The sequence below is a fragment of the uncultured Kocuria sp. genome, assembly GCF_947500125.1.
GTDB lineage: Bacteria > Actinomycetota > Actinomycetes > Actinomycetales > Micrococcaceae > Kocuria.
In genome coordinates this window covers 42531-60057 of record NZ_CANMRA010000001.1, presented here as the reverse complement: position 1 = coordinate 60057, position 17527 = coordinate 42531, and the positions used below count along the sequence as shown (strand labels likewise).

The 17527-nt window shown below is 73.7% G+C and carries 15 protein-coding genes and 1 riboswitch; of the genes, 9 read left to right on the top strand and 6 right to left on the bottom strand.

All coding sequences use genetic code 11. The annotated features are described in order from the left end of the window. Window positions 1-7 precede the first annotated feature (7 nt). The 3 genes from Q0817_RS00270 to Q0817_RS00260 form a co-directional block, all read right to left on the bottom strand. Window positions 8-3097 (bottom strand): AAA family ATPase, encoded by a 3090-nt coding sequence (locus Q0817_RS00270; protein ID WP_298582493.1) that lies wholly within the window; start codon window positions 3095-3097, stop codon window positions 8-10. Window positions 3098-3277: 180 nt separating this feature from the next. Then, window positions 3278-4084: an alpha/beta fold hydrolase gene (locus Q0817_RS00265; RefSeq protein WP_298582490.1), complete on the bottom strand. Its 807-nt coding sequence runs from the start codon at window positions 4082-4084 to the stop codon at window positions 3278-3280. Window positions 4085-4179: 95 nt separating this feature from the next. Beyond that, entirely contained in the window at window positions 4180-6351 is a 2172-nt protein-coding gene (locus Q0817_RS00260; RefSeq protein ID WP_298582487.1) for a S9 family peptidase, read from the bottom strand. Window positions 6352-6495: 144 nt separating this feature from the next. On the opposite strand from Q0817_RS00260, the gene Q0817_RS00255 reads away from it, so the two are divergent. After that, the gene (locus tag Q0817_RS00255; RefSeq protein ID WP_298582484.1) at window positions 6496-7275 is read left to right on the top strand and encodes a CPBP family intramembrane glutamic endopeptidase; all 780 of its coding nucleotides are present in this window, start codon (window positions 6496-6498) and stop codon (window positions 7273-7275) included. Window positions 7276-7336: 61 nt separating this feature from the next. On the opposite strand, the gene Q0817_RS00250 is transcribed toward Q0817_RS00255, so the two are convergent. Next, window positions 7337-7975: a VOC family protein gene (locus tag Q0817_RS00250; protein ID WP_298582481.1), complete on the bottom strand. Its 639-nt coding sequence runs from the start codon at window positions 7973-7975 to the stop codon at window positions 7337-7339. 142 nt (window positions 7976-8117) lie between these two features. After that, window positions 8118-8233, top strand: a riboswitch (SAM riboswitch). A 76-nt stretch (window positions 8234-8309) separates the two neighbouring features. On the opposite strand from Q0817_RS00250, the gene Q0817_RS00245 reads away from it, so the two are divergent. Together Q0817_RS00245 and Q0817_RS00240 are read left to right on the top strand one after the other, a co-directional pair. Further along, entirely contained in the window at window positions 8310-9722 is a 1413-nt protein-coding gene (locus tag Q0817_RS00245) for a bifunctional o-acetylhomoserine/o-acetylserine sulfhydrylase (RefSeq protein WP_298582477.1), read from the top strand. After that, window positions 9719-10897, top strand: coding sequence for a homoserine O-acetyltransferase (locus tag Q0817_RS00240; RefSeq protein WP_298582475.1), 1179 nt, complete (start codon window positions 9719-9721; stop codon window positions 10895-10897). The genes Q0817_RS00245 and Q0817_RS00240 overlap by 4 nt, the downstream gene beginning before the upstream one ends. Window positions 10898-10906: 9 nt before the next feature. Here the strand turns inward: Q0817_RS00240 and Q0817_RS00235 are convergent, their stop codons facing one another. After that, entirely contained in the window at window positions 10907-11758 is an 852-nt protein-coding gene (locus Q0817_RS00235) for an SGNH/GDSL hydrolase family protein (RefSeq protein WP_298582472.1), read from the bottom strand. Window positions 11759-11839: 81 nt separating this feature from the next. Between Q0817_RS00235 and Q0817_RS00230 the strand changes: the two genes are divergently transcribed. Then, window positions 11840-12526 (top strand): alpha/beta hydrolase, encoded by a 687-nt coding sequence (locus Q0817_RS00230; protein WP_298582469.1) that lies wholly within the window; start codon window positions 11840-11842, stop codon window positions 12524-12526. On the opposite strand, the gene Q0817_RS00225 is transcribed toward Q0817_RS00230, so the two are convergent. Next, entirely contained in the window at window positions 12510-12752 is a 243-nt protein-coding gene (locus Q0817_RS00225; RefSeq protein WP_298582466.1) for an RNA-binding S4 domain-containing protein, read from the bottom strand. The two genes, Q0817_RS00230 and Q0817_RS00225, sit on opposite strands and share 17 nt — an antisense overlap. Before the next feature lie 50 nt (window positions 12753-12802). Here Q0817_RS00225 and Q0817_RS00220 point away from each other — a divergent pair, with 50 nt between their 5' ends. From Q0817_RS00220 to Q0817_RS00200, 5 genes are all read left to right on the top strand, one after another. Beyond that, on the top strand, window positions 12803-13771 hold the full coding sequence (locus Q0817_RS00220) for a DMT family transporter (protein ID WP_298582464.1): 969 nt from the start codon (window positions 12803-12805) through the stop codon (window positions 13769-13771). Between the two features lie 233 nt (window positions 13772-14004). After that, window positions 14005-15387: a glycine--tRNA ligase gene (locus Q0817_RS00215; RefSeq protein ID WP_298582461.1), complete on the top strand. Its 1383-nt coding sequence runs from the start codon at window positions 14005-14007 to the stop codon at window positions 15385-15387. Then, window positions 15387-16367 carry a GNAT family N-acetyltransferase gene (locus tag Q0817_RS00210; RefSeq protein WP_298582458.1) on the top strand — a complete coding sequence of 327 codons (981 nt, stop codon included), beginning with the start codon at window positions 15387-15389 and terminating at the stop codon, window positions 16365-16367. The genes Q0817_RS00215 and Q0817_RS00210 overlap by 1 nt, the downstream gene beginning before the upstream one ends. A gap of 16 nt (window positions 16368-16383) precedes the next feature. After that, entirely contained in the window at window positions 16384-16581 is a 198-nt protein-coding gene (locus Q0817_RS20040; RefSeq protein WP_366139842.1) for a hypothetical protein, read from the top strand. Window positions 16582-16689: 108 nt separating this feature from the next. Beyond that, a complete protein-coding gene (locus Q0817_RS00200; RefSeq protein WP_298582455.1) occupies window positions 16690-17526 on the top strand; it encodes a fumarylacetoacetate hydrolase family protein in 837 nt (278 codons plus the stop codon). The last annotated feature ends 1 nt before the right edge of the window (window position 17527 follow it).

Genomic DNA, 17527 nt, shown 5'->3' with positions numbered 1-17527 from the left:
GCCCACGCTACGGACCCGGCGTTCCGCCACCGTTCGCCTGCGGGGGCCTGCCCGAACGCTGCTCTGCGGCCAGCCGGGCACGGCGTTCCTCGACAAGAGGCGACCAGCAGAGCTCTCGGTGGGAGGCCACAGCCGAGGCTGCGGCGTCGAGGACACCGGCGGCGTCCGTGAGCCTGCCGTCGCGGGCGAGGGCGTCGGACAGCAGTACCAGCCAGTACGGCATGCGGGCGAAGGAGCCGTCCGAGCGCAGCCGGTCGATGCCCCGCCGGATCTTGGCGATGCCCTCCGGGCCCGGGGTGGCCCACCCTTCGAGGATCAGGGCCCACTGGTCGTAGTAGGCGATGTCGTAGCGCCCGCAGACCTCGCGCAGTTGCTCCACGGCATCACCAGTGGCGGCCACATCCCCGCGGAGCTGGTGCAGCACGGCGGCATAGCTGAGCGCTACCGTCAGGCTGAAGGGGTGATCGGATGTCCGCGCGCGCCGGAGGGCGTCCTCGCTGAGCTGGAGGGCCTGCGCCTCCTGCCCCAAGAACCAGTGTGCGTGGGCGGCCCACGCACGGCAGTGCACGTCCAGATTCGTGCCGAGAATGTACGTCCGCGCGCCCAGCGACGACTCCAAACCGGCGGCGAAGTGTTCCACGGCCGAGGCGTGCCTTCCCAGGGCGAGTGCCGCCCCGCCCATCGCGAAGTGCGCCTGCCCGGCCAGCTCTGGTGCGCCGACGGACTGCTCGAGGGCTTCGCAGGCGATGGCGTATGAGGAGGACATCCGGCCCTGCACAAACCGGACGGCGAACTGTGCGACCAGGCAGGAGACCACCACCTCGGTCTCGTACTGGGCGCGGGCGAGAGCCTCGGCCCGCTCGAGCGTGCCGAGCAGCTCCGCGGAGGCGTATCCCTGGACCGTCGTCAGCGGGGCCGCCATGCTGCGTAAGACCACGAGCTCCGCCGTGTCCCGTTCCCGTCCGGGAACGCCCTGCCTGATGAGCCGCAGGGCGCGGCGTAGGTGGGTCAGCGCCTCCGCGTAGGCGTAGACGTCCGCGGCGACGGCAGCGGCCCGCTGGTAGAAGTACACGGCCCGCTCCGGTCGGCCGCCGCGGTCGTACTGCTCCGCCAGCTGAGCCGACACCGGGTCCAGCCGCCCGGCGTGGACGCGCTCGAGGGCCTGGGCCAGCCGGCGGTGCAGCAACCACCGGTGGGCGGGACTCACGGAGCGGTAGGCCGCCTCGCGCAGGAGTTCGTGTGTGAAGGTGTAGGTGTTGTCGTCGGCTCGGAGGATCCGCAGCCGCCAGAGCTCGTCGACGGCGTCCACCAGGCGATCGGAGTCCAGGCCTCCGGCCTCGTGCAGCAGGTCCACGCTGAACTCGCGACCGACGGCTGAGGCCAACCGAGCGGTCTCCTGCGCGGCGGGCGACAGCTCCTGCAACCGCCGGGCAAGGACGCCGTCGAGGCCGTGGTGCCGCATCCCTGGGGAACCGGCACCGGCCGACCGCATCTGGTGCCCGGCCTCGACGATGTGCAACGGGTAGCCGGCCGTCACTCCGTGGACGACACGGGCCTCGTCCGGGGACAGGTCCCTCCCCGCCACCTGGACGGCCAGGTCCACCGTGGCCTGGCGGCCGAGCGGAGCGAGCACGATGTCCTGCAGCAGACCGGCGGTGCGCATGCTCTGCAGCACCGTGTCGACCGCCGGCCGGCTCTCCAACCCCTGCGGGCGGGCGGTGCCCAGGACCAGCAGACCTGGGCCACCGGTGTGTCCGAGGCAGGAGGGGAGCCAGGCCAGGGTCTCCGCGTCGCACCACTGCACGTCGTCGAGGACGAGCAGGACCGGTCTGGCCGGCGAGCGCACGGCCCGCACCAGTGCTTCGGAGAAGCGTTGTCTTCCCCACGCCTCGGTGGGATCGCGCGGGCCCGAGAATCCGTCCGCGGCATCACGGTCCACCGTGTCGGTGGCCGCGGGCAGCAGACGGTCGAGCTCGGTCCGCCACAGCTCGTCCAGCCGACGCCCGCCGGCCGCCAGTTCGGGCGATCGCAGCCATTCGGCGACCGGGGCGAGGGGCGCACGGCCCGAGTGCCCGAAGCAGCGGGCGGCGGCGACCACCCCACCGTCCCGCTGCGCCTCGTGCGCGAGGACCGCGGCGAGCCGGCTCTTGCCCACGCCCGGGTCTCCCTGGATCAGCACGAACCCGGCACCGCCGCGGGCGCACCGTCCCCAGGCGTGCCGCAGGGCGGCCAGCTCCTCCGTGCGTCCCACCAGGGGCGGCGCCGACAGCCGGACCGGTCGTGGGCCCCTCCCGGCTGCGGTGTGCACCGGGAGCTCCGTGCTCGTCCGCCCCGGGGTCGCCGTGCCACCGGCCGGCGTGCGACCGTCCAGGAGGAGCCGTTCGAAGGCGCCGGTGATCGAGCTGCCCGGCTCTACCCCCAGGTCCTGTTCGAGTGCGGCCGCGCACCGGTGATAGGTGCTCATGGCCTCCGTGCGGTGGCCGGCGGACGCCTGCAGCTCCATGAGCAGCTGGTAGCCCGCCTCGTCCAGGGGCTCCAGCTCGATGTGGACGCGGGCCAGTTCGGCCGCACCGTCGCCGTCGCCCGCCGCGCGGCGCGCCACGGCTGTGGCCAGCACCAGCTCCACGTACTCGCGCCGGAGCTGTGCCCGTTCGTGGTCGAGCCAGTCGTCGCTGCTGCCGGGCAGCAGTTCGCCCCGGTACAGAGCGAGGGCCGCCTCGGCACGGGGGGAGAAACCAGGAGCGTCCCCCGACCTGTCGGCCTCCAGCGCGGCGCGCCGGTGCGACCGGAAGTCCAGGACGTCGACGGGGCAGTCCGGCCCGCCGTGCCAGGTCAGGGCCGAGTCGGTGACCACCAGCGACGGGACGGTGCCGATCATGGCGCGCAGACGGTGCAGTTCCCGGCGCAGGTTCGTCCTGGCCTGACCGGCCGACGAATCGGGCCAGAGCATCGACGCCAGGTGGGCACGCTCCTGGGGTCGCCCCTCGTTCAGCACCAGGAAGGCCAGGAGCGCACCCGCGCGCCCGGGCACCGGGACCGGAGCGTCATCCGGCCCCGAACGCATCTGCTGCTCTCCCAGGAGGGAGACTCGCGTCATGGTGGGCCCGCTGGTCGAGGCGTTGCACCCATCCGGTGCCGGCTCGATCACCCCCGTGCCGCCCCGAGGCGGTGACGGCCGTGATGGTCACATTCTCCTCCCGGTCTCGTCGGCGGACAAGCACGCGTCGCCGCCCGGCCAGAGCCGTTCCCGCTGCTCGCCGGTGCACGCCGCCCGGCGTCAGCGCCCGAGGTCGTCCAGGAACGCCACGAGGTCGGCGGCGACGCGCTCCGGTCGCTCCCACGTCACCAGGTGACCGGTGTCCTCGTAGACGACGAGTCGTGCTCCCGGGATCGCCGCGACCAGCGCATCCGTGTGGTCACGGGGGAGCAGACCGTCGCACGCTCCCCAGAGGACCAGGGTGGGGGCGGCGATCGTCCCGGCATCGGTCGGAGGACGGGCGGTGGACAGGCCCTCGAGGGATCGCTGCCGCACGCGGGCGGGGATGGCCGCGCCGTGCCTGACGCTCTCCTCGACGTACCACTGCGGGACCGGCTGGACGGTCGGGAACCAGCCCAGGAACTCCCGGACCCAGGCGGGGTCGACGGGATCGCTCAGCCCCTCCACCTCGTCGGCGAACGGCGCACGGCCCTGCAGGGAGCGAGGCGAGCCCACCAGGACGAGGCCGAGCACCCGGTGCGGATGGTGAAGGGCGACCTGCTGGGCGACGTACCCGCCGCTGGACGAGCCCAGCAGGACGGCCGACGCCAGGCCGAGAGCGTCCAGGAGCGCCACCACGTCCGCCGCGAGGTCCTGCAGCGCGTAGCCTTCCTGCGGCCGGTCGGCCTCCCCGTGGCCGCGCTGGTCCGGGGCGATGGCGCGCACGGTGGCGGGCAGCAGCGGGAGCAGTCGGGAGAACTCCCGGTGGGTCTCTCCCCAGCCGTGGAGCAGGACGACCGGTGTCGCGCCGGTGGGACCCGTGGCGACCCAGGACACTGTGACGCCCGTGGCGAGGGCGGTGCGGTGGACGGGCAGGTCGTTCCCCATGCCCCGCAGTCTATTCCGCGACGAGCCACCGTCCGTGCGGGACGGGCGGTCCGCGCTCCCGCCACCGCTGCCAGGGGCGGGGCGGAACGGCGCGGTCAGGCCCCGGAGAGGCCCAGCCGGTCCAGCACCCAGGCGTACTCCCAGGCCGTGTCCTTCCACTGCGAGTACCGCCCCGAGGCGCCGCCGTGGCCCCCGGCCATCTCGCAGCGCAGCAGCACCGGCTCGCCGGACGTCGAGGCACCCCGCAGCGCGGCGACCCACTTGGCCGGCTCCACGTAGAGCACCCGGGTGTCGTTGAGGCTCGTCACCGCGAGCACCGGGGGATAGGGGAGCTCGCGGACGTTCTCGTAGGGGGAGTAGTCGCGCATGTACCGGTAGACGTGCGCGTCCTCGATGGGGTTGCCCCACTCCTCCCACTCGAGCGCCGTGAGCGGCAGGGTCGGGTCGAGGATGGACGTCAGCGGGTCCACGAACGGCACCGCGGCGAGTGCGCCGCAGTACCGCTCCGGGGCGAGGTTGAGCACCGCGCCCACCAGCAGGCCGCCCGCGGAGCCTCCCATCACCAGGATCCGCCGCTCGTCGACGTCCGGCCGGGCGGCCAGGTGCTCGGTGACCGCCACGTAGTCGGTGAACGTGTTGGTCTTGTGCAGCTTCTTGCCGTGCTCGTACCAGGTCCGGCCGAGCTCTCCGCCGCCGCGCACGTGCGCCACGGCCCACACCACGCCGCGGTCCAGCAGGGACAGCCGGGAGACCGAGAACGCGGGGTCGGTGCTGTGCTCGTAGGAGCCGTAGGCGTACTGCAGCACCGGTGCCGGCACGGTGGGGTCGAGGTCCGCGCGGCGGATCAGGGACACGGGGATGCGGGTGCCGTCCGCCGCGGTGGCCCAGTCCCGCTCGACCGCGTAGTCGGCGGGGTCGTAGCCGCCGAGCACCGTGGCCTCGCGGCGCAGCAGCGGCTCGGCGGGCAGGGCGTCGTCGTCCCCGGTGGCGCCCGCCACGAAGACGTCGTAGACGCGCGGGGGCGTCGTGAAGGACGTGTAGGAGAGCCGCACCACGGGGGCGTCGTGCTCCGCGGCGGAGACGCTCGCGGTGTAGAGCTCCTCGGCGAACGCCGGCTCCACGGGGGCGGCTTGGGCGGCGGTGCCGAGACCGGTGAGCGGGAGCAGCCGGACGCGCAGCGTGGTGTCCGCCCGCACGGAGACCACCAGGTGGGTGGCCGTGACGGCGCAGCCGTTGACGCGGACGGTCTCGGAGGCCGGCACGACGTCGCGCAGGGCCACCTCGGCGACCGGGCGGCCCAGGTCGGCCGGGTCCATGAGGGAGATCCGGGAGTTCGGGGCGTCGTGGTCGTGGGTCAGCAGGATCTGCTCGCGCCCGTCCAGCAGCAGGGGCTCCGCCTCGTAGAGCACCCGGTCGGTGCGGGGCAGCACCACCCGCAGCGGCGCCGCCGGGTCCGCGACCGGCTGGATGAGCTGCTCGGAGAACTCGGAGCACATGGCCTCCACGACGATCCAGCGCCGGTCCGCGGACAGCCCGGCCCCGAGCCAGAGACCGGGGTCCGTCTCCTCGTGCACGACGACGTCCTCGGCCACCGGGGTGCCCAGCTCGTGCCGGCGCAGCTGGTGGGGGCGCCAGGACTCGTCCACCACGGTGTAGTACACGGCGCGGGCGTCCGGGGTGAGGAAGGAGCCGTAGAAGGTCCCGGGAATCTCGTCGGCGAGCATCGCCCCCGTGGTGAGGTCCCGGACCCGCAGCGTGAAGCGCTCGTCGCCGGTGACGTCCTCGGCCCAGGCCAGCAGCTCCCCGTCCTCGGAGACGTCGAAGCTGCCGAGGGAGTAGAACTCGTGCTTCGCGGCCTCCGCGTTGGCGTCGAGGAGCACCTGCTCCCCGGTCATGGGGGTGCCGGCCTCCACGACGGGCGGGGTCCAGTCGGCGAGGAGGTCGCCGGTGGTGACCGCCGGGACCCGGCAGAACACCTGGTGCGCGCCTCCCTCCACCGTGCGGGCGAAGTACCACCAGGCCCCGCGCCGGCTGGGCACGGACAGGTCGGTCTCCTGGGTGCGGTCCTTGATCTCCCCGAAGATCGTCTCGCGCAGCCCCGTGAGGTGGGCGGTGGCGGACTCCGCGTACTCGTTCTCGGCGGCGAGGTGGGCGAGCACCTCGGGGGAGTCCTTGTCCCGCATCCACTCGTACGGGTCGGAGAACACGTGGCCGTGGAAGGTGCGCTCGACGGGCTGCTGGCGGATCTGCGGGGGAAGGACTGTCATGGCTCCCATCCTAGGGAAGACGCCCGATAGGGGAGAGGTCTCGGGAGTGACCGGGCCGGGGAGGGCAGTCCGGGCAGGGCGGTCCGGGGGCCGCCCGCGCCGGGTGCGCGGCGCGGGCCGGCGGGCCGGTGCCAGAATGGCCGGATGAGCACCCCCGCCCACTGCGCCCCCCGACCGCCCGCCTTCGGCTCCACCCGCGCCGACCTGTGGCTGCAGGTGATCCTGGTGCTGGGGGTGTCCCTGGGCGCCTCGGCCCTCTACGCGGTGCTCTCCCTCGCCGAGCACCTCGCCCGGGGGCCGCTGTCCGAGGCGCAGGCCACGATGAACCCGCCGCTGAGCCTGCAGCCCCTCTTCGACCTGCTGCGCCAGCTCACCGGCATCGCCCTGGACCTGGTGCCTGTGCTGCTGGCCCTCTACCTGCTGGCCGGCTCCGCCGGCGCGCTGGGCACCGTCCGCCGGCGGATCGGCCTCGACGCCCGGATGCCCGTCCCGGACCTCGGCCTGGGGACCGTGCTCTTCCTGCTCATGGGGCTGGGGACGCTGGTGCTCTACGGCGCGGGCCGGGCTCTGGGCGTGACCGCGGAGGTCACCACGTCCGGGCTCGCCGAGCACTGGTGGACGGTTCCCGTGCTGCTGCTCTCGGCCGTGCGCCACGCCCTGGTCGAGGAGGTCGTGGTGGTCGTGTTCCTCACCGACCGGCTGACCCGGATCGGCTGGAGCTGGCCCGTGGTGCTGGTGGTCACGGCCCTGTTCCGCGGCAGCTACCACCTCTACCAGGGGATCGGGCCGTTCCTCGGCAACGTGGTGATGGGCCTGGTCTTCGCGGAGCTCTACCGGCGCACCGGCCGGGTGATGCCCCTCGTCGTCGCGCACTTCCTGCTGGACGCCGTGGGCTTCCTCGGCGCCGCTCGGCTGCTGGGCTGAGGCACCGCCCGGGCGCCGGGCGGGCCCGCCCGGCCCCGGATGGTGACGGGGCCGGGCGGACTCAGATGGTGACGGGGCCGTCCGGGGTGCTGAAGGTGACGGAGAGTACCCCGGGGGTGCCCTCCGGATAGCGCCAGTCGACCTCCAGGTTCTCGAGTGCGGTCTCCACGGGCGCGCCCAGCCACTCGGCGACCCGCTCCGGGGCCCCGGCGATGCACATCCCCGCCAGGCCCACGTCTGTGATCCGCGCCTGGGAGGGGTGCATCTCCGGGCCGGACTCGAAGTGCACCATGAACGGCAGCTGCGGGTCGGCGATCAGGCCCTTGACGCCGATCTGACGCCACTCGAGGCACCGGCCGTCCGGGAACACCCGGCAGCCGGGGACGGAGGACCGGCCCAAGCGCTGCTCGAAGGGGGCGAGGTCGTCGACCTCCACGACCCAGCCCAGCCAGCCGCCGCCGGCCTCGGAGCGGGCGCGCACGGCCTGGCCGAACGGCGCCTTCACCGCGGCCGGGTGCTCGAGGACCTCGACGACCTCGACGTACTGGTGGTTCGTCAGGGGCAGGATCATGTTGCGGGTGCCGAAACGGGGGTGCACCCCACCCTTGACCGGCTCGATCCCGAGCTGGTCCGCGATGCGCTCGGTGGTGGCCGCCAGGCCCTCCGGGCGGCAGGCGTAGGACACGTGGTCGACTCTCATGGGCACATCGTGGCACCCTGTGAGTTTCGTCTCCAAATCGGTCCGTGACGCGCCCGGCACAGTGCGCCCGGCGCCCGGTGCCGGGCGTCACGACCGGGCCCGGCTTGACGCCGTGTCGCCCGAATCCGGAGAATGCTGTCCAGGTCATGAGCGCCAGCGTCCAAGCCCCAGCTAGCTGGCCGGCAACCCTCCACCGCGGTGGGGTGCCCTGGGTGAAGACCAGGCTCCTCGCGACCGGCGAGCGAGCAAGCGCGGGTTCCCGGTGCCCGGCCGCTCCCGGCCGCACCGCCTCGGCCGGGACGGGACCCCTGACCCCCGCAAGGAGTCCCACGGCATGTCCGAGTCCCCCGCTTCCAGCACCGACGTCCCCACGGCCGGCACCGACGCCGCCGCGACCGAACGGCCCACCCCCGAGAACCCGGGGGGCTGGGCCTTCGAGACCCGGCAGATCCACGCGGGGCAGAGCCCCGACCCGGTCACGGGCTCCCGGGCCCTGCCGATCCACCAGACCACGTCCTTCGTCTTCCCGGACGCCCGGGCCGCGGCCGACCGCTTCGCGCTCGCGGAGCTCGGCCCGATCTACACGCGGATCGGCAACCCGACCACGGAGGTCGTGGAGAACCGGATCGCCGCCCTCGAGGGCGGCGTGGGCGCCCTGATGCTCAGCGCGGGGCAGTCGGCGACGACGTTCGCGGTGCTCAACGTCGCCGGCGCGGGCGACCACATCGTGGCCAGCCCCAGTCTCTACGGCGGGACCTACAACCTGTTCAAGTACACGCTGCCCAAGCTCGGCGTCGAGACGACCTTCGTGACGGACCCGGACGACCCCGAGGCCTGGCGGCGGGCGGTGCGGCCGAACACCAAGGCCTTCTTCGCGGAGACGATCCCGAACCCGCGCAACGACGTCCTCGACATCGAGACGGTCTCCGGGATCGCGCACGACCACGAGGTGCCGCTCATCGTGGACAACACCGTGGCGACCCCGTACCTGGTCCAGCCCTTCCGCTGGGGCGCCGACGTCGTGGTGCACTCGGCCACCAAGTTCCTGGGCGGGCACGGCACGGCGATCGGCGGCGTGATCGTGGACTCCGGCGCCTTCGACTTCGGCCGCTACCCGGAGCGCTTCCCCGGCTTCAACCAGCCGGACGAGTCCTACGGCGGGCTCGTCTACGCCCAGGCCCTGGGGGCGGACGGCCCCTTCGGCGTCAACCTGTCCTACATCCTCAAGGCCCGGGTGCAGCTGCTGCGCGACCTCGGCTCGGCGATCTCCCCGTTCAACGCGTTCCTCATCGAGCAGGGCATCGAGACGCTCTCCCTGCGGATGGAGCGGCACGTGGCCAACGCCGAGAAGGTGGCCCGCTGGCTCGAGGCGCGCGAGGACGTGCGCTCGGTGTCCTGGGCCGGGCTGGAGTCCTCCCCGTGGCACGAGCGGGCGCTGAAGTACGCGCCCCGGGGCGCCGGGTCGATCCTGGGCTTCGTCCTCGACGGCGGACGGGAGGCCGGGGCCGCCTTCGTGGACGCCCTGACCCTGCACTCGAACGTCGCGAACATCGGCGACGTCCGCTCCCTCGTGATCCACCCGGCGTCCACCACGCACAGCCAGCTCCTGCCCGAGGAGCAGCTGGCCTCCGGCGTGGAGCCCGGCTTCGTGCGCCTGTCCGTGGGCCTGGAGAACATCGACGACATCCTCGCGGACCTGGAGCAGGGCTTCGCCGCGGCCGCCGCCGCGCCCGGAGGACAGGAGTGACCGTGACCGTCGTCGGGGGCGCCGGGACCGCCGTCCGCGAGGACGGCGTGCCGCGGGTGGCCGGGATCGGGGAGCTGGAGCTGGAGTCCGGTTTCCGGCTGCCCGACGTCCGGATCGCCTACGAGACCTGGGGGACGCTCGCCCCGGACGGGTCCAACGCGGTGCTCGTGGAGCACGCCCTCACCGGGGACACCCACGTGGCGGCCGGCCGGGCCCGGCCCGGGGCCCCCGAGGCGGAGCGGCGCGCCGCGGAGAGCGGCGGCTGGTGGGAGGGCCTGGTCGGCCCCGGCGCCGCCATCGACACCGACCGCTGGTTCGTGGTCTGCACCAACATCGTGGGCGGCTGCTACGGGTCCACGGGCCCGGCGACCCCCGCGCCGCCGAGCGTGGACCCCGAGGGCCGCCCCTGGGGCTCCCGCTTCCCGCTCATCACCGTCCGGGACTCCGTGCACGCCGAGGCGGCGCTGGCCGACGCCCTCGGCATCGACTCCTGGCGCCTGGTCATCGGCGGCTCCATGGGCGGTGCCCGGGCCCTGGAGTGGGCCGTGACCTACCCGGACCGGGTCCGGGCGTGCGCGGTGGTCGCCGCGTGCGCGCAGTCCAGCGCCGAGCAGCTCGCGTGGGGCCAGGCGCAGAACCTCGCGATCCGCCAGGACCCCCACTTCAGCGGCGGGGACTACTACGACGGGCCGCCGCCGGTCACGGGCCTGGGCCTGGCACGGCGGATCGCCCACATCACCTACCGCTCGGCCGACGAGCTGCACCACCGGTTCGGGCGCTCGCCGCAGGCCGAGGAGGGCGTCATCGGCACGCACCCCGACGGGCGGGGGCGCTACCAGGTGGAGAGCTACCTCGACCACCAGGCGTCCAAGCTCGCCGGGCGCTTCGACGCCAACAGCTACCTGGCCGTCAACGAGACGCTCATGTCCCACGACGTCGCCCGGGGCCGCGGCACGCTCGAGGAGGCGCTGTCCGTGACCTCGTGCGAGTGGCTCGTGGCGGCGGTGGACTCCGACCGGCTCTACCTGCCCCGCGAGTCCGACGTCCTGGCCGCCGCGCTGCCCGGGCACGTCCGGCGGCACACCCTCACCTCGCCCTCGGGCCACGACGGCTTCCTCATCGAGGCGCCCCAGCTCGGCAGGCTGCTCGTGGAGACCGTGCTGCGCCAGCCCTGAGCCGGCGCCTCAGCCGTCCGCGGTCCCGCCGCCGGGTGCGAGCCCGCCCCCGGGCACGGTGGCGGTGCCGAAGTGCGGGCGCTTCGGCCGGACCTGCGCCCCGGAGCTCGTGCGCCGGATGCGGCGGGCCACCCACGGCCGCAGGTAGCGGTGGGCCCAGACGAGGTCCTCCCCGCGGGCCTGCCGCCAGGACGACGGCGGGCGGTCGGGCACGACCTCGGGCACCAGGCCGTGCTCGAGGCCCAGCGTGTCGAGGACCTCGACCGCGATCCGGTGGTGGCCCAGCGGGGAGAAGTGCAGCCGGTCGGGGTCCCACATCGCCGGGTCCGCGAGCTCCCGCAGCCCCCACAGGTCCACCAGGACGGCGTCGTGCCGGGACGCGACCACGCGCACGTTCTCGTTGTAGACCGCGATCCGCCCCCGGATCCCGCGCAGCACCGGCGTGGCCCCGATGTCCGGGCCGTCGATCAGCACCACGCTCGCCCCGTCCGCCCCGAGCCGGCCGACGACGTCGTCCATCTCCTCGGCGATCGCGTCCGGGTCGCCGCCCGGGCGCAGCATGTCGTTGCCGCCCGCACAGATCGCCACGAGGTCCGGGGACAGCTCCAGGGCGGGCTCCAGCTGCTCGTCGACGATCTGGCGGAAGAGCCGGCCGCGGATCGCGAGGTTGGCGTAGGACAGACCCGGGGAGAGGCGGTCGAGCTCCTCCGCGACCCGGTCCGCCCAGCCGCGGTGCCCGCCCGGGGAGCCGGGGTCGGGGTCCCCGATGCCCTCCGTGAACGAGTCGCCGATCGCCACCATGCGCCGCCACGGGTGGGCGGACGGGCCGGAGTCCGGAGGTCCTGCTGTCGTCTCGGTCATGCCCCCGGTCTACCACCGGGCCCGGCCCGGGTCCACGGGCGCGCGCCGTGGGCGCCCGGTCGCGGATGGCACACTGGAGCCATGACCGACGCCTCCGCCCCGACCGGTACCGACACCCCCTTCGCCGTCTGGAGCAACGACGCCGACGCCCGCCCCGGCACCCCGCTGCTCGTGCTCCTGCACGGCTACGGCTCGCACGAGCACGACCTCATGGGACTCGTCCCGGCCCTGCCGGACGAGTTCAGCGTGGCGTCTCTGCGCGCGCCCCAGCCCATCCAGTTCGGCTACCAGTGGTTCCCGCTCGCCGCGGACCTCAGCTTCTCCCTCGACCGCGTGGCCGAGGCCGTCGAGCCCGTCGCGGCGTGGCTGCGGGGACTGGCCGCGGAGCACCCCAGCATCACGCTGCTCGGGTTCTCGCAGGGCATGGCCATGGCCACGTCCCTCGCCCGCCACATGCCCGGGGAGATCGCCGCCGTGGTCGGGCTTTCCGGGTTCGTGGTGCCCGGGGAGCACCCGCTCTTCGCCGACGACCGCCTGCGGGAGCGGCCGCTGCCGATGTTCTGGGGCCGGGACCCGCAGGACCCGGTCATCCCGCAGGGGCTCGTGGACTCGACGGCCGAGTGGGCGCTGGACCACGCCGACGTCATGAAGGTGCACTACACCGGGGTGGGCCACGGGATCAGCCCGCAGGAGGTCGGGCACGTGCGCGAGTACCTCACCCAGGTGGTGCTGGGCCGAGCGGACCGGCCGGTCAGCCCCCCGCGGTAATCCTGACCGAGGCCCCGCCGGCGGAGACGACGTCCCCCGGGTGCAGCTGCCGGCCGCGCCGCGTCTCGACCTCGCCGTTGACGCTGACCTGACCGTCCTCCACGAGGCCACGGGCGTGCGCCCCGTCCTCGGCGAGGTTCGCCAGCTTGAGCGCCTGGCCCAGCCGGATCATGTCGTCACGGATGGGCAGTTCGTCGGGGCCGCCGGGCCTCTGGGAAGTCGTCATGGCCCCATTGTCCCAGCCATCCGGACCCCCCGGCGACCTACGCTGGTCCCGTGTCCGACTCCACCCCGTCATCGGTCGCGAGTGCGCTCGGCCCCGTCCTGGCAGTTCTCGCGGGCTCTGCACTGGCCGTTCAGTCGCGCATCAACGGCGCGCTCGGGACACAGCTGGGCGATCCCGTGGCGGCGGCGTTCGCGGCCGTCGTCGTGGGCGTGACAGCGGTGACCGCGGTCAGCGTGCTCAGCGCCGCGGGTCGGCAGGGCCTGCGGAAGCTCGTCCGGCAGCTGCGGGAGGGTCACCTGTCGTGGTGGTTCCTGCTGGCTGGTCTCATCGGTGCGGTGTTCGTCTTCGCCCAGACGCTGACGGCCGACACACTGGGCGTCTCCGTGCTGCTTCTCGCGGTGGTGGTGGGGCAGTCTCTGGGCGGGCTCGCGGTGGACCGCTGGGGCATCGGCCCGGCCGGGATCCGGCGGGTGACCGGACTGCGCGTGCTGGGCACGGCCTTGGTCGTGGCGGCGGTCCTGCTGGCGGTGTCACCACGCCTGGGCCAGGCTGCCGGGGGTGTCACGGCGCTCGTGCTGCTGCCCCTCCTCGCCGGAACCCTGATGCCGCTGCAGACAGCCATGAACGGGCGGATCGGGGCCGCCGCGGGTACGCCCGTCACCCCCGCGCTCACCAATTTCCTCGCGGCGGCGGCCGGTCTCGGTGTCGCGACGGCGGTCCACCGCGCTGTCGCGGACCCGCCCCCGTGGACGTGGCCGGGGCCGTCGTGGCTGTGGGTCGGTGGTCTGCTGGGCGCGGTGGTCGTGGGAGCGAGCGCCGTCCTCGCCCGGTCGATCGGTGTGCTGCAGACCAGTCTCGGCCTGGTCACCGGCATGCTGCTGGGCGGGCTCGCGATCGATCTGCTGCTGCCGGCGCCGGGCGCCGTCGTCGCGCCACTGACCGTGGCCGGGACGCTGCTGACCCTGGTGGGGCTCGCCGTCGCCGCCTGGCCGGGGAAGTCCGGGACGGACGAGCCCTGAGCCGCTCCGGCCCGCTGCCCGCTCCGGCCCGTGGGCGGGGCGTGCCCGCGCGGTCCCCGGTCCCGGGCGGTCGGCGGGCACGGCGGGAATTGGCTACGCTGGGTCGAGGACGTCGCACGCGGCGTCCTCGTTCGTGACGGCCGACGACGGCCGGTTCCCGCCCGGCGCACCGGGCGGGCCACACCACGCGCGTCCGCAGCCGGCGGTCGGGCGAGACCCTGGAGGAGACCCACATGGCCCCCAAGTCCACGCTGGACAACGTCATCTCGCTGGCCAAGCGCCGCGGGTTCGTGTTCCAGGCGGGTGAGATCTACGGCGGTTCCCGCTCGGCCTGGGACTACGGGCCCCTCGGCGCGGAGCTCAAGGAGAACATCAAGCACGAGTGGTGGCAGACCTTCGTGCGCGGGCGCGAGGACATGGTGGGCCTCGACTCCTCGATCATCCTCCCGAAGGCCGTGTGGGAGGCCTCGGGGCACGTGGCGACCTTCACCGACCCGCTCGTGGAGTGCACCTCCTGCCACAAGCGCGCCCGCCAGGACCACCTGGTCGAGGCCTTCGAGGAGAAGAAGGGCCGCGCCCCCGAGAACGGCATGGCCGAGATCCCCTGCCCCAACTGCGGCACCAAGGGCCAGTGGACCGACCCGCAGCAGTTCTCCGGGCTGCTGAAGACCTTCCTCGGCCCGGTCGACAACCAGGAGGGCCTGCACTACCTGCGGCCCGAGACCGCGCAGGGCATCTTCGTGAACTTCAACAACGTGGTCACCGCGGCCCGCAAGAAGCCGCCGTTCGGCATCGGCCAGATCGGCAAGGCCTTCCGCAACGAGATCACCCCCGGCAACTTCATCTTCCGCACGCGCGAGTTCGAGCAGATGGAGATCGAGTACTTCACCCACCCGTCCGAGGCCGGGCACTGGTTCGACGAGTGGGTCGAGGCGTGCTGGAACTGGTTCACGGACCTGGGCATCGACCCGGACCACATGCGCCGCTACGACGTCCCCGAGGACGAGCGGGCGCACTACTCCGCCGGCACCATCGACATCGAGTACCGGTTCGGCTTCCAGGGCAACCCCTGGGGCGAGCTCATGGGCGTGGCGAACCGGACGGACTACGACCTCGGCGTGCACAACGAGCACTCGAACACGGACCTCAGCTACTTCGACCAGCAGACCAACGAGCGCTACGTCCCGTACGTGATCGAGCCGTCCTTCGGTCTGACCCGGTCGATGATGGCCTTCCTCGTGGACGCGTACACCGAGGACGAGGCCCCCAACTCGAAGGGCGGGGTGGACAAGCGCACGGTCCTCAAGCTGGACCCGCGCCTGGCCCCGGTCAAGGCCGCGGTGCTGCCGCTGTCCCGCAACGAGGACCTCTCGCCCAAGGCGAAGGACCTGGCCGCCGAGCTGCGCCGGAGCTGGAACATCGACTTCGACGACTCGGGGGCGATCGGGCGCCGCTACCGGCGCCAGGACGAGATCGGCACCCCGTTCTGCATCACGGTGGACTTCGACACCCTCGAGGACCAGGCGGTGACCATCCGCGAGCGGGACGCGATGACCCAGGAGCGCGTGGCCCTCGACCAGGTGAAGTCCTACCTCGCCGGGAAGCTCGTCCGCTGATGAGCGGCGCGCTGACCGGTCCCGGGCTGCGGCCCTGGCGGGACGGAGACGACCTGCGGCTGCTCGAGGTCTGGCCCGACCCGGAGACGCCCCAGGCCGCAGCCTTCCGCGCCACCCTGCGTCCGGACGACGACGCCCCGTGGTCCCGCACCGTCGTGGCGGAGGACTCCGGGGTGCCGATCGCCGCCGGCACGGTCTACGAGTCGGCGCTGCACCCGTCCCGGCTCTGGGCCTACCTCGAGGTCGCCCCCGACCGCCGCGGCGAGGGACTCGGCCGGGCCCTGCTGGAGCGGCTGCGCACCGAGGCCGCGGGCTCGCCCTCGGGCGTGCAGGCCCTGCGCACGAAGGCGGCGCCCGGCTCGGCCGGCGAGCGGTTCGCGCGGGCCGCCGGGCTGGACCCCGTCCAGGACTCCCGCGTGGTCCGCGTGGAGGCCGGGGCGCTGCCCCTCCAGCCCCTGCGGGAGCACCCCGACGGGACGCCGGCGCAGACCGTCGAGGACCTGGCCACCGGCTCGGTGGAGCTCACCCGGGCGCTGTGGGCGTTCTACCGCGCGGTGCACGCGTGGGACGAGCCGGCGGACCTGCCCGTGGGGCGGGTCAACCAGCTGTTCCTCTCCGACGCCGCGCACGCCTACGGCGCGCTGGTGCTGCGCAACGGCGTGGGCCCGGGGGAGCGGGGGAGGATCTCCGCGTTCGCCGTGAGCTACCGGCCCGTCGAGCTCGACGCCGCCCCCGGCGACCCGGCCCCGGAGGACGCCCCGGACGCGCCCGCCCACGTCATGCTCGGCTGGACGCCCGGGGACGCCGCGGCGGGTCCCGCGCTCGAGCAGCTGCTCGCGCTGCTGGCCCACCACCACCCCGTGCAGTTCCAGGTGGACGGGTCGATGGAGCCGCTGACCGCCGTCGTCGAGAACCTCCTGGCGGCCGGTGCCGCCACAGTCGTGGAGTCCTCCGTCGTCCTCGCGGAGCCCGGGGACTGAGCACCGGGGACGTCCGGTGCGGGGCAGGCCCCCCGGGGCCCTCCGCGTCCCCGTCCGGGCCCGCCGCGGGGCCGGTCTCAGCCGGCCGTGCCCGTCCTGGACCGCCTGGCAGATCCAGGCCGAGACCGGGTTCGACCTGTTCACGTTCGGCGACCAGCCGATCGTCGAGAAGCTGAACTTCAACCGCACCTTCGTGGAGGGCGAGGAGAAGTAGCACCTTCCTCCCCTCACCGGGGCGCGGCGCGGTCCGCGCCGCGCACCGCACCACGACCGGGACGCCCGACCGGGCGTCGCCACACCCCGACCCAGGAGAACAGACCCGATGAAGCTTGCAACCCTGCGCACCGGCGCCACCACCACGGCCGCCCGCCTCGACGGCGAGGTCTACACCGAGATCGAGGGCTACCCGGACCTCGGCGCCCTGCTGGCCGAGGAGAACTGGCGGCAGCTCGCCGCCGACGCCGCCGGAGCGACCCACCCGGCCGCCGGCGCCGAGCTCGAGACGATCGTCACCGACCCCGGCAAGGTCCTGTGCGTGGGGCTCAACTACAAGTCCCACATCCAGGAGATGGGACGTGACCTGCCGAACTACCCCACGATCTTCGCCAAGTTCACCGAGACCCTGACCGGCCCGAACGACGACATCGAGGCCGTGGCCGAGGACCCGCAGCTGGACTGGGAGGGCGAGCTCGTCGTCGTCGTCGGCAAGCGCGCGTACAAGGTCTCCGAGGCCGACGCCGGCCAGTACATCGCCGGCTACGCCGCCGCCAACGACATCTCGATGCGCGAGTGGCAGTTCCGCACCAAGGAGTGGCTGCAGGGCAAGATCTGGGCGAAGTCCACCCCGGTGGGCCCCGTCATGGTCACCGCCGACGAGTTCGATCCCAGGACCGCCACCCTGCACACGCGGGTCAACGGCGAGACCATGCAGGAGCACGGGATCGGGGACCTGCTGTTCACCCCTGAGCACCTCGTCTCCTACTTCTCCACCATGCTGCCCCTGAACCCCGGGGACATCATCCTCACCGGCACCCCCGGCGGCGTGGGGCGCGCCCGCAACCCGCAGGTGTTCCTCAAGTCCGGCGACGTGGTCGAGGTCGAGATCGACGGTCTGGGTGTGCTCACCAACAAGATCGTCGACCCCGCCCCGCACCGGTAAG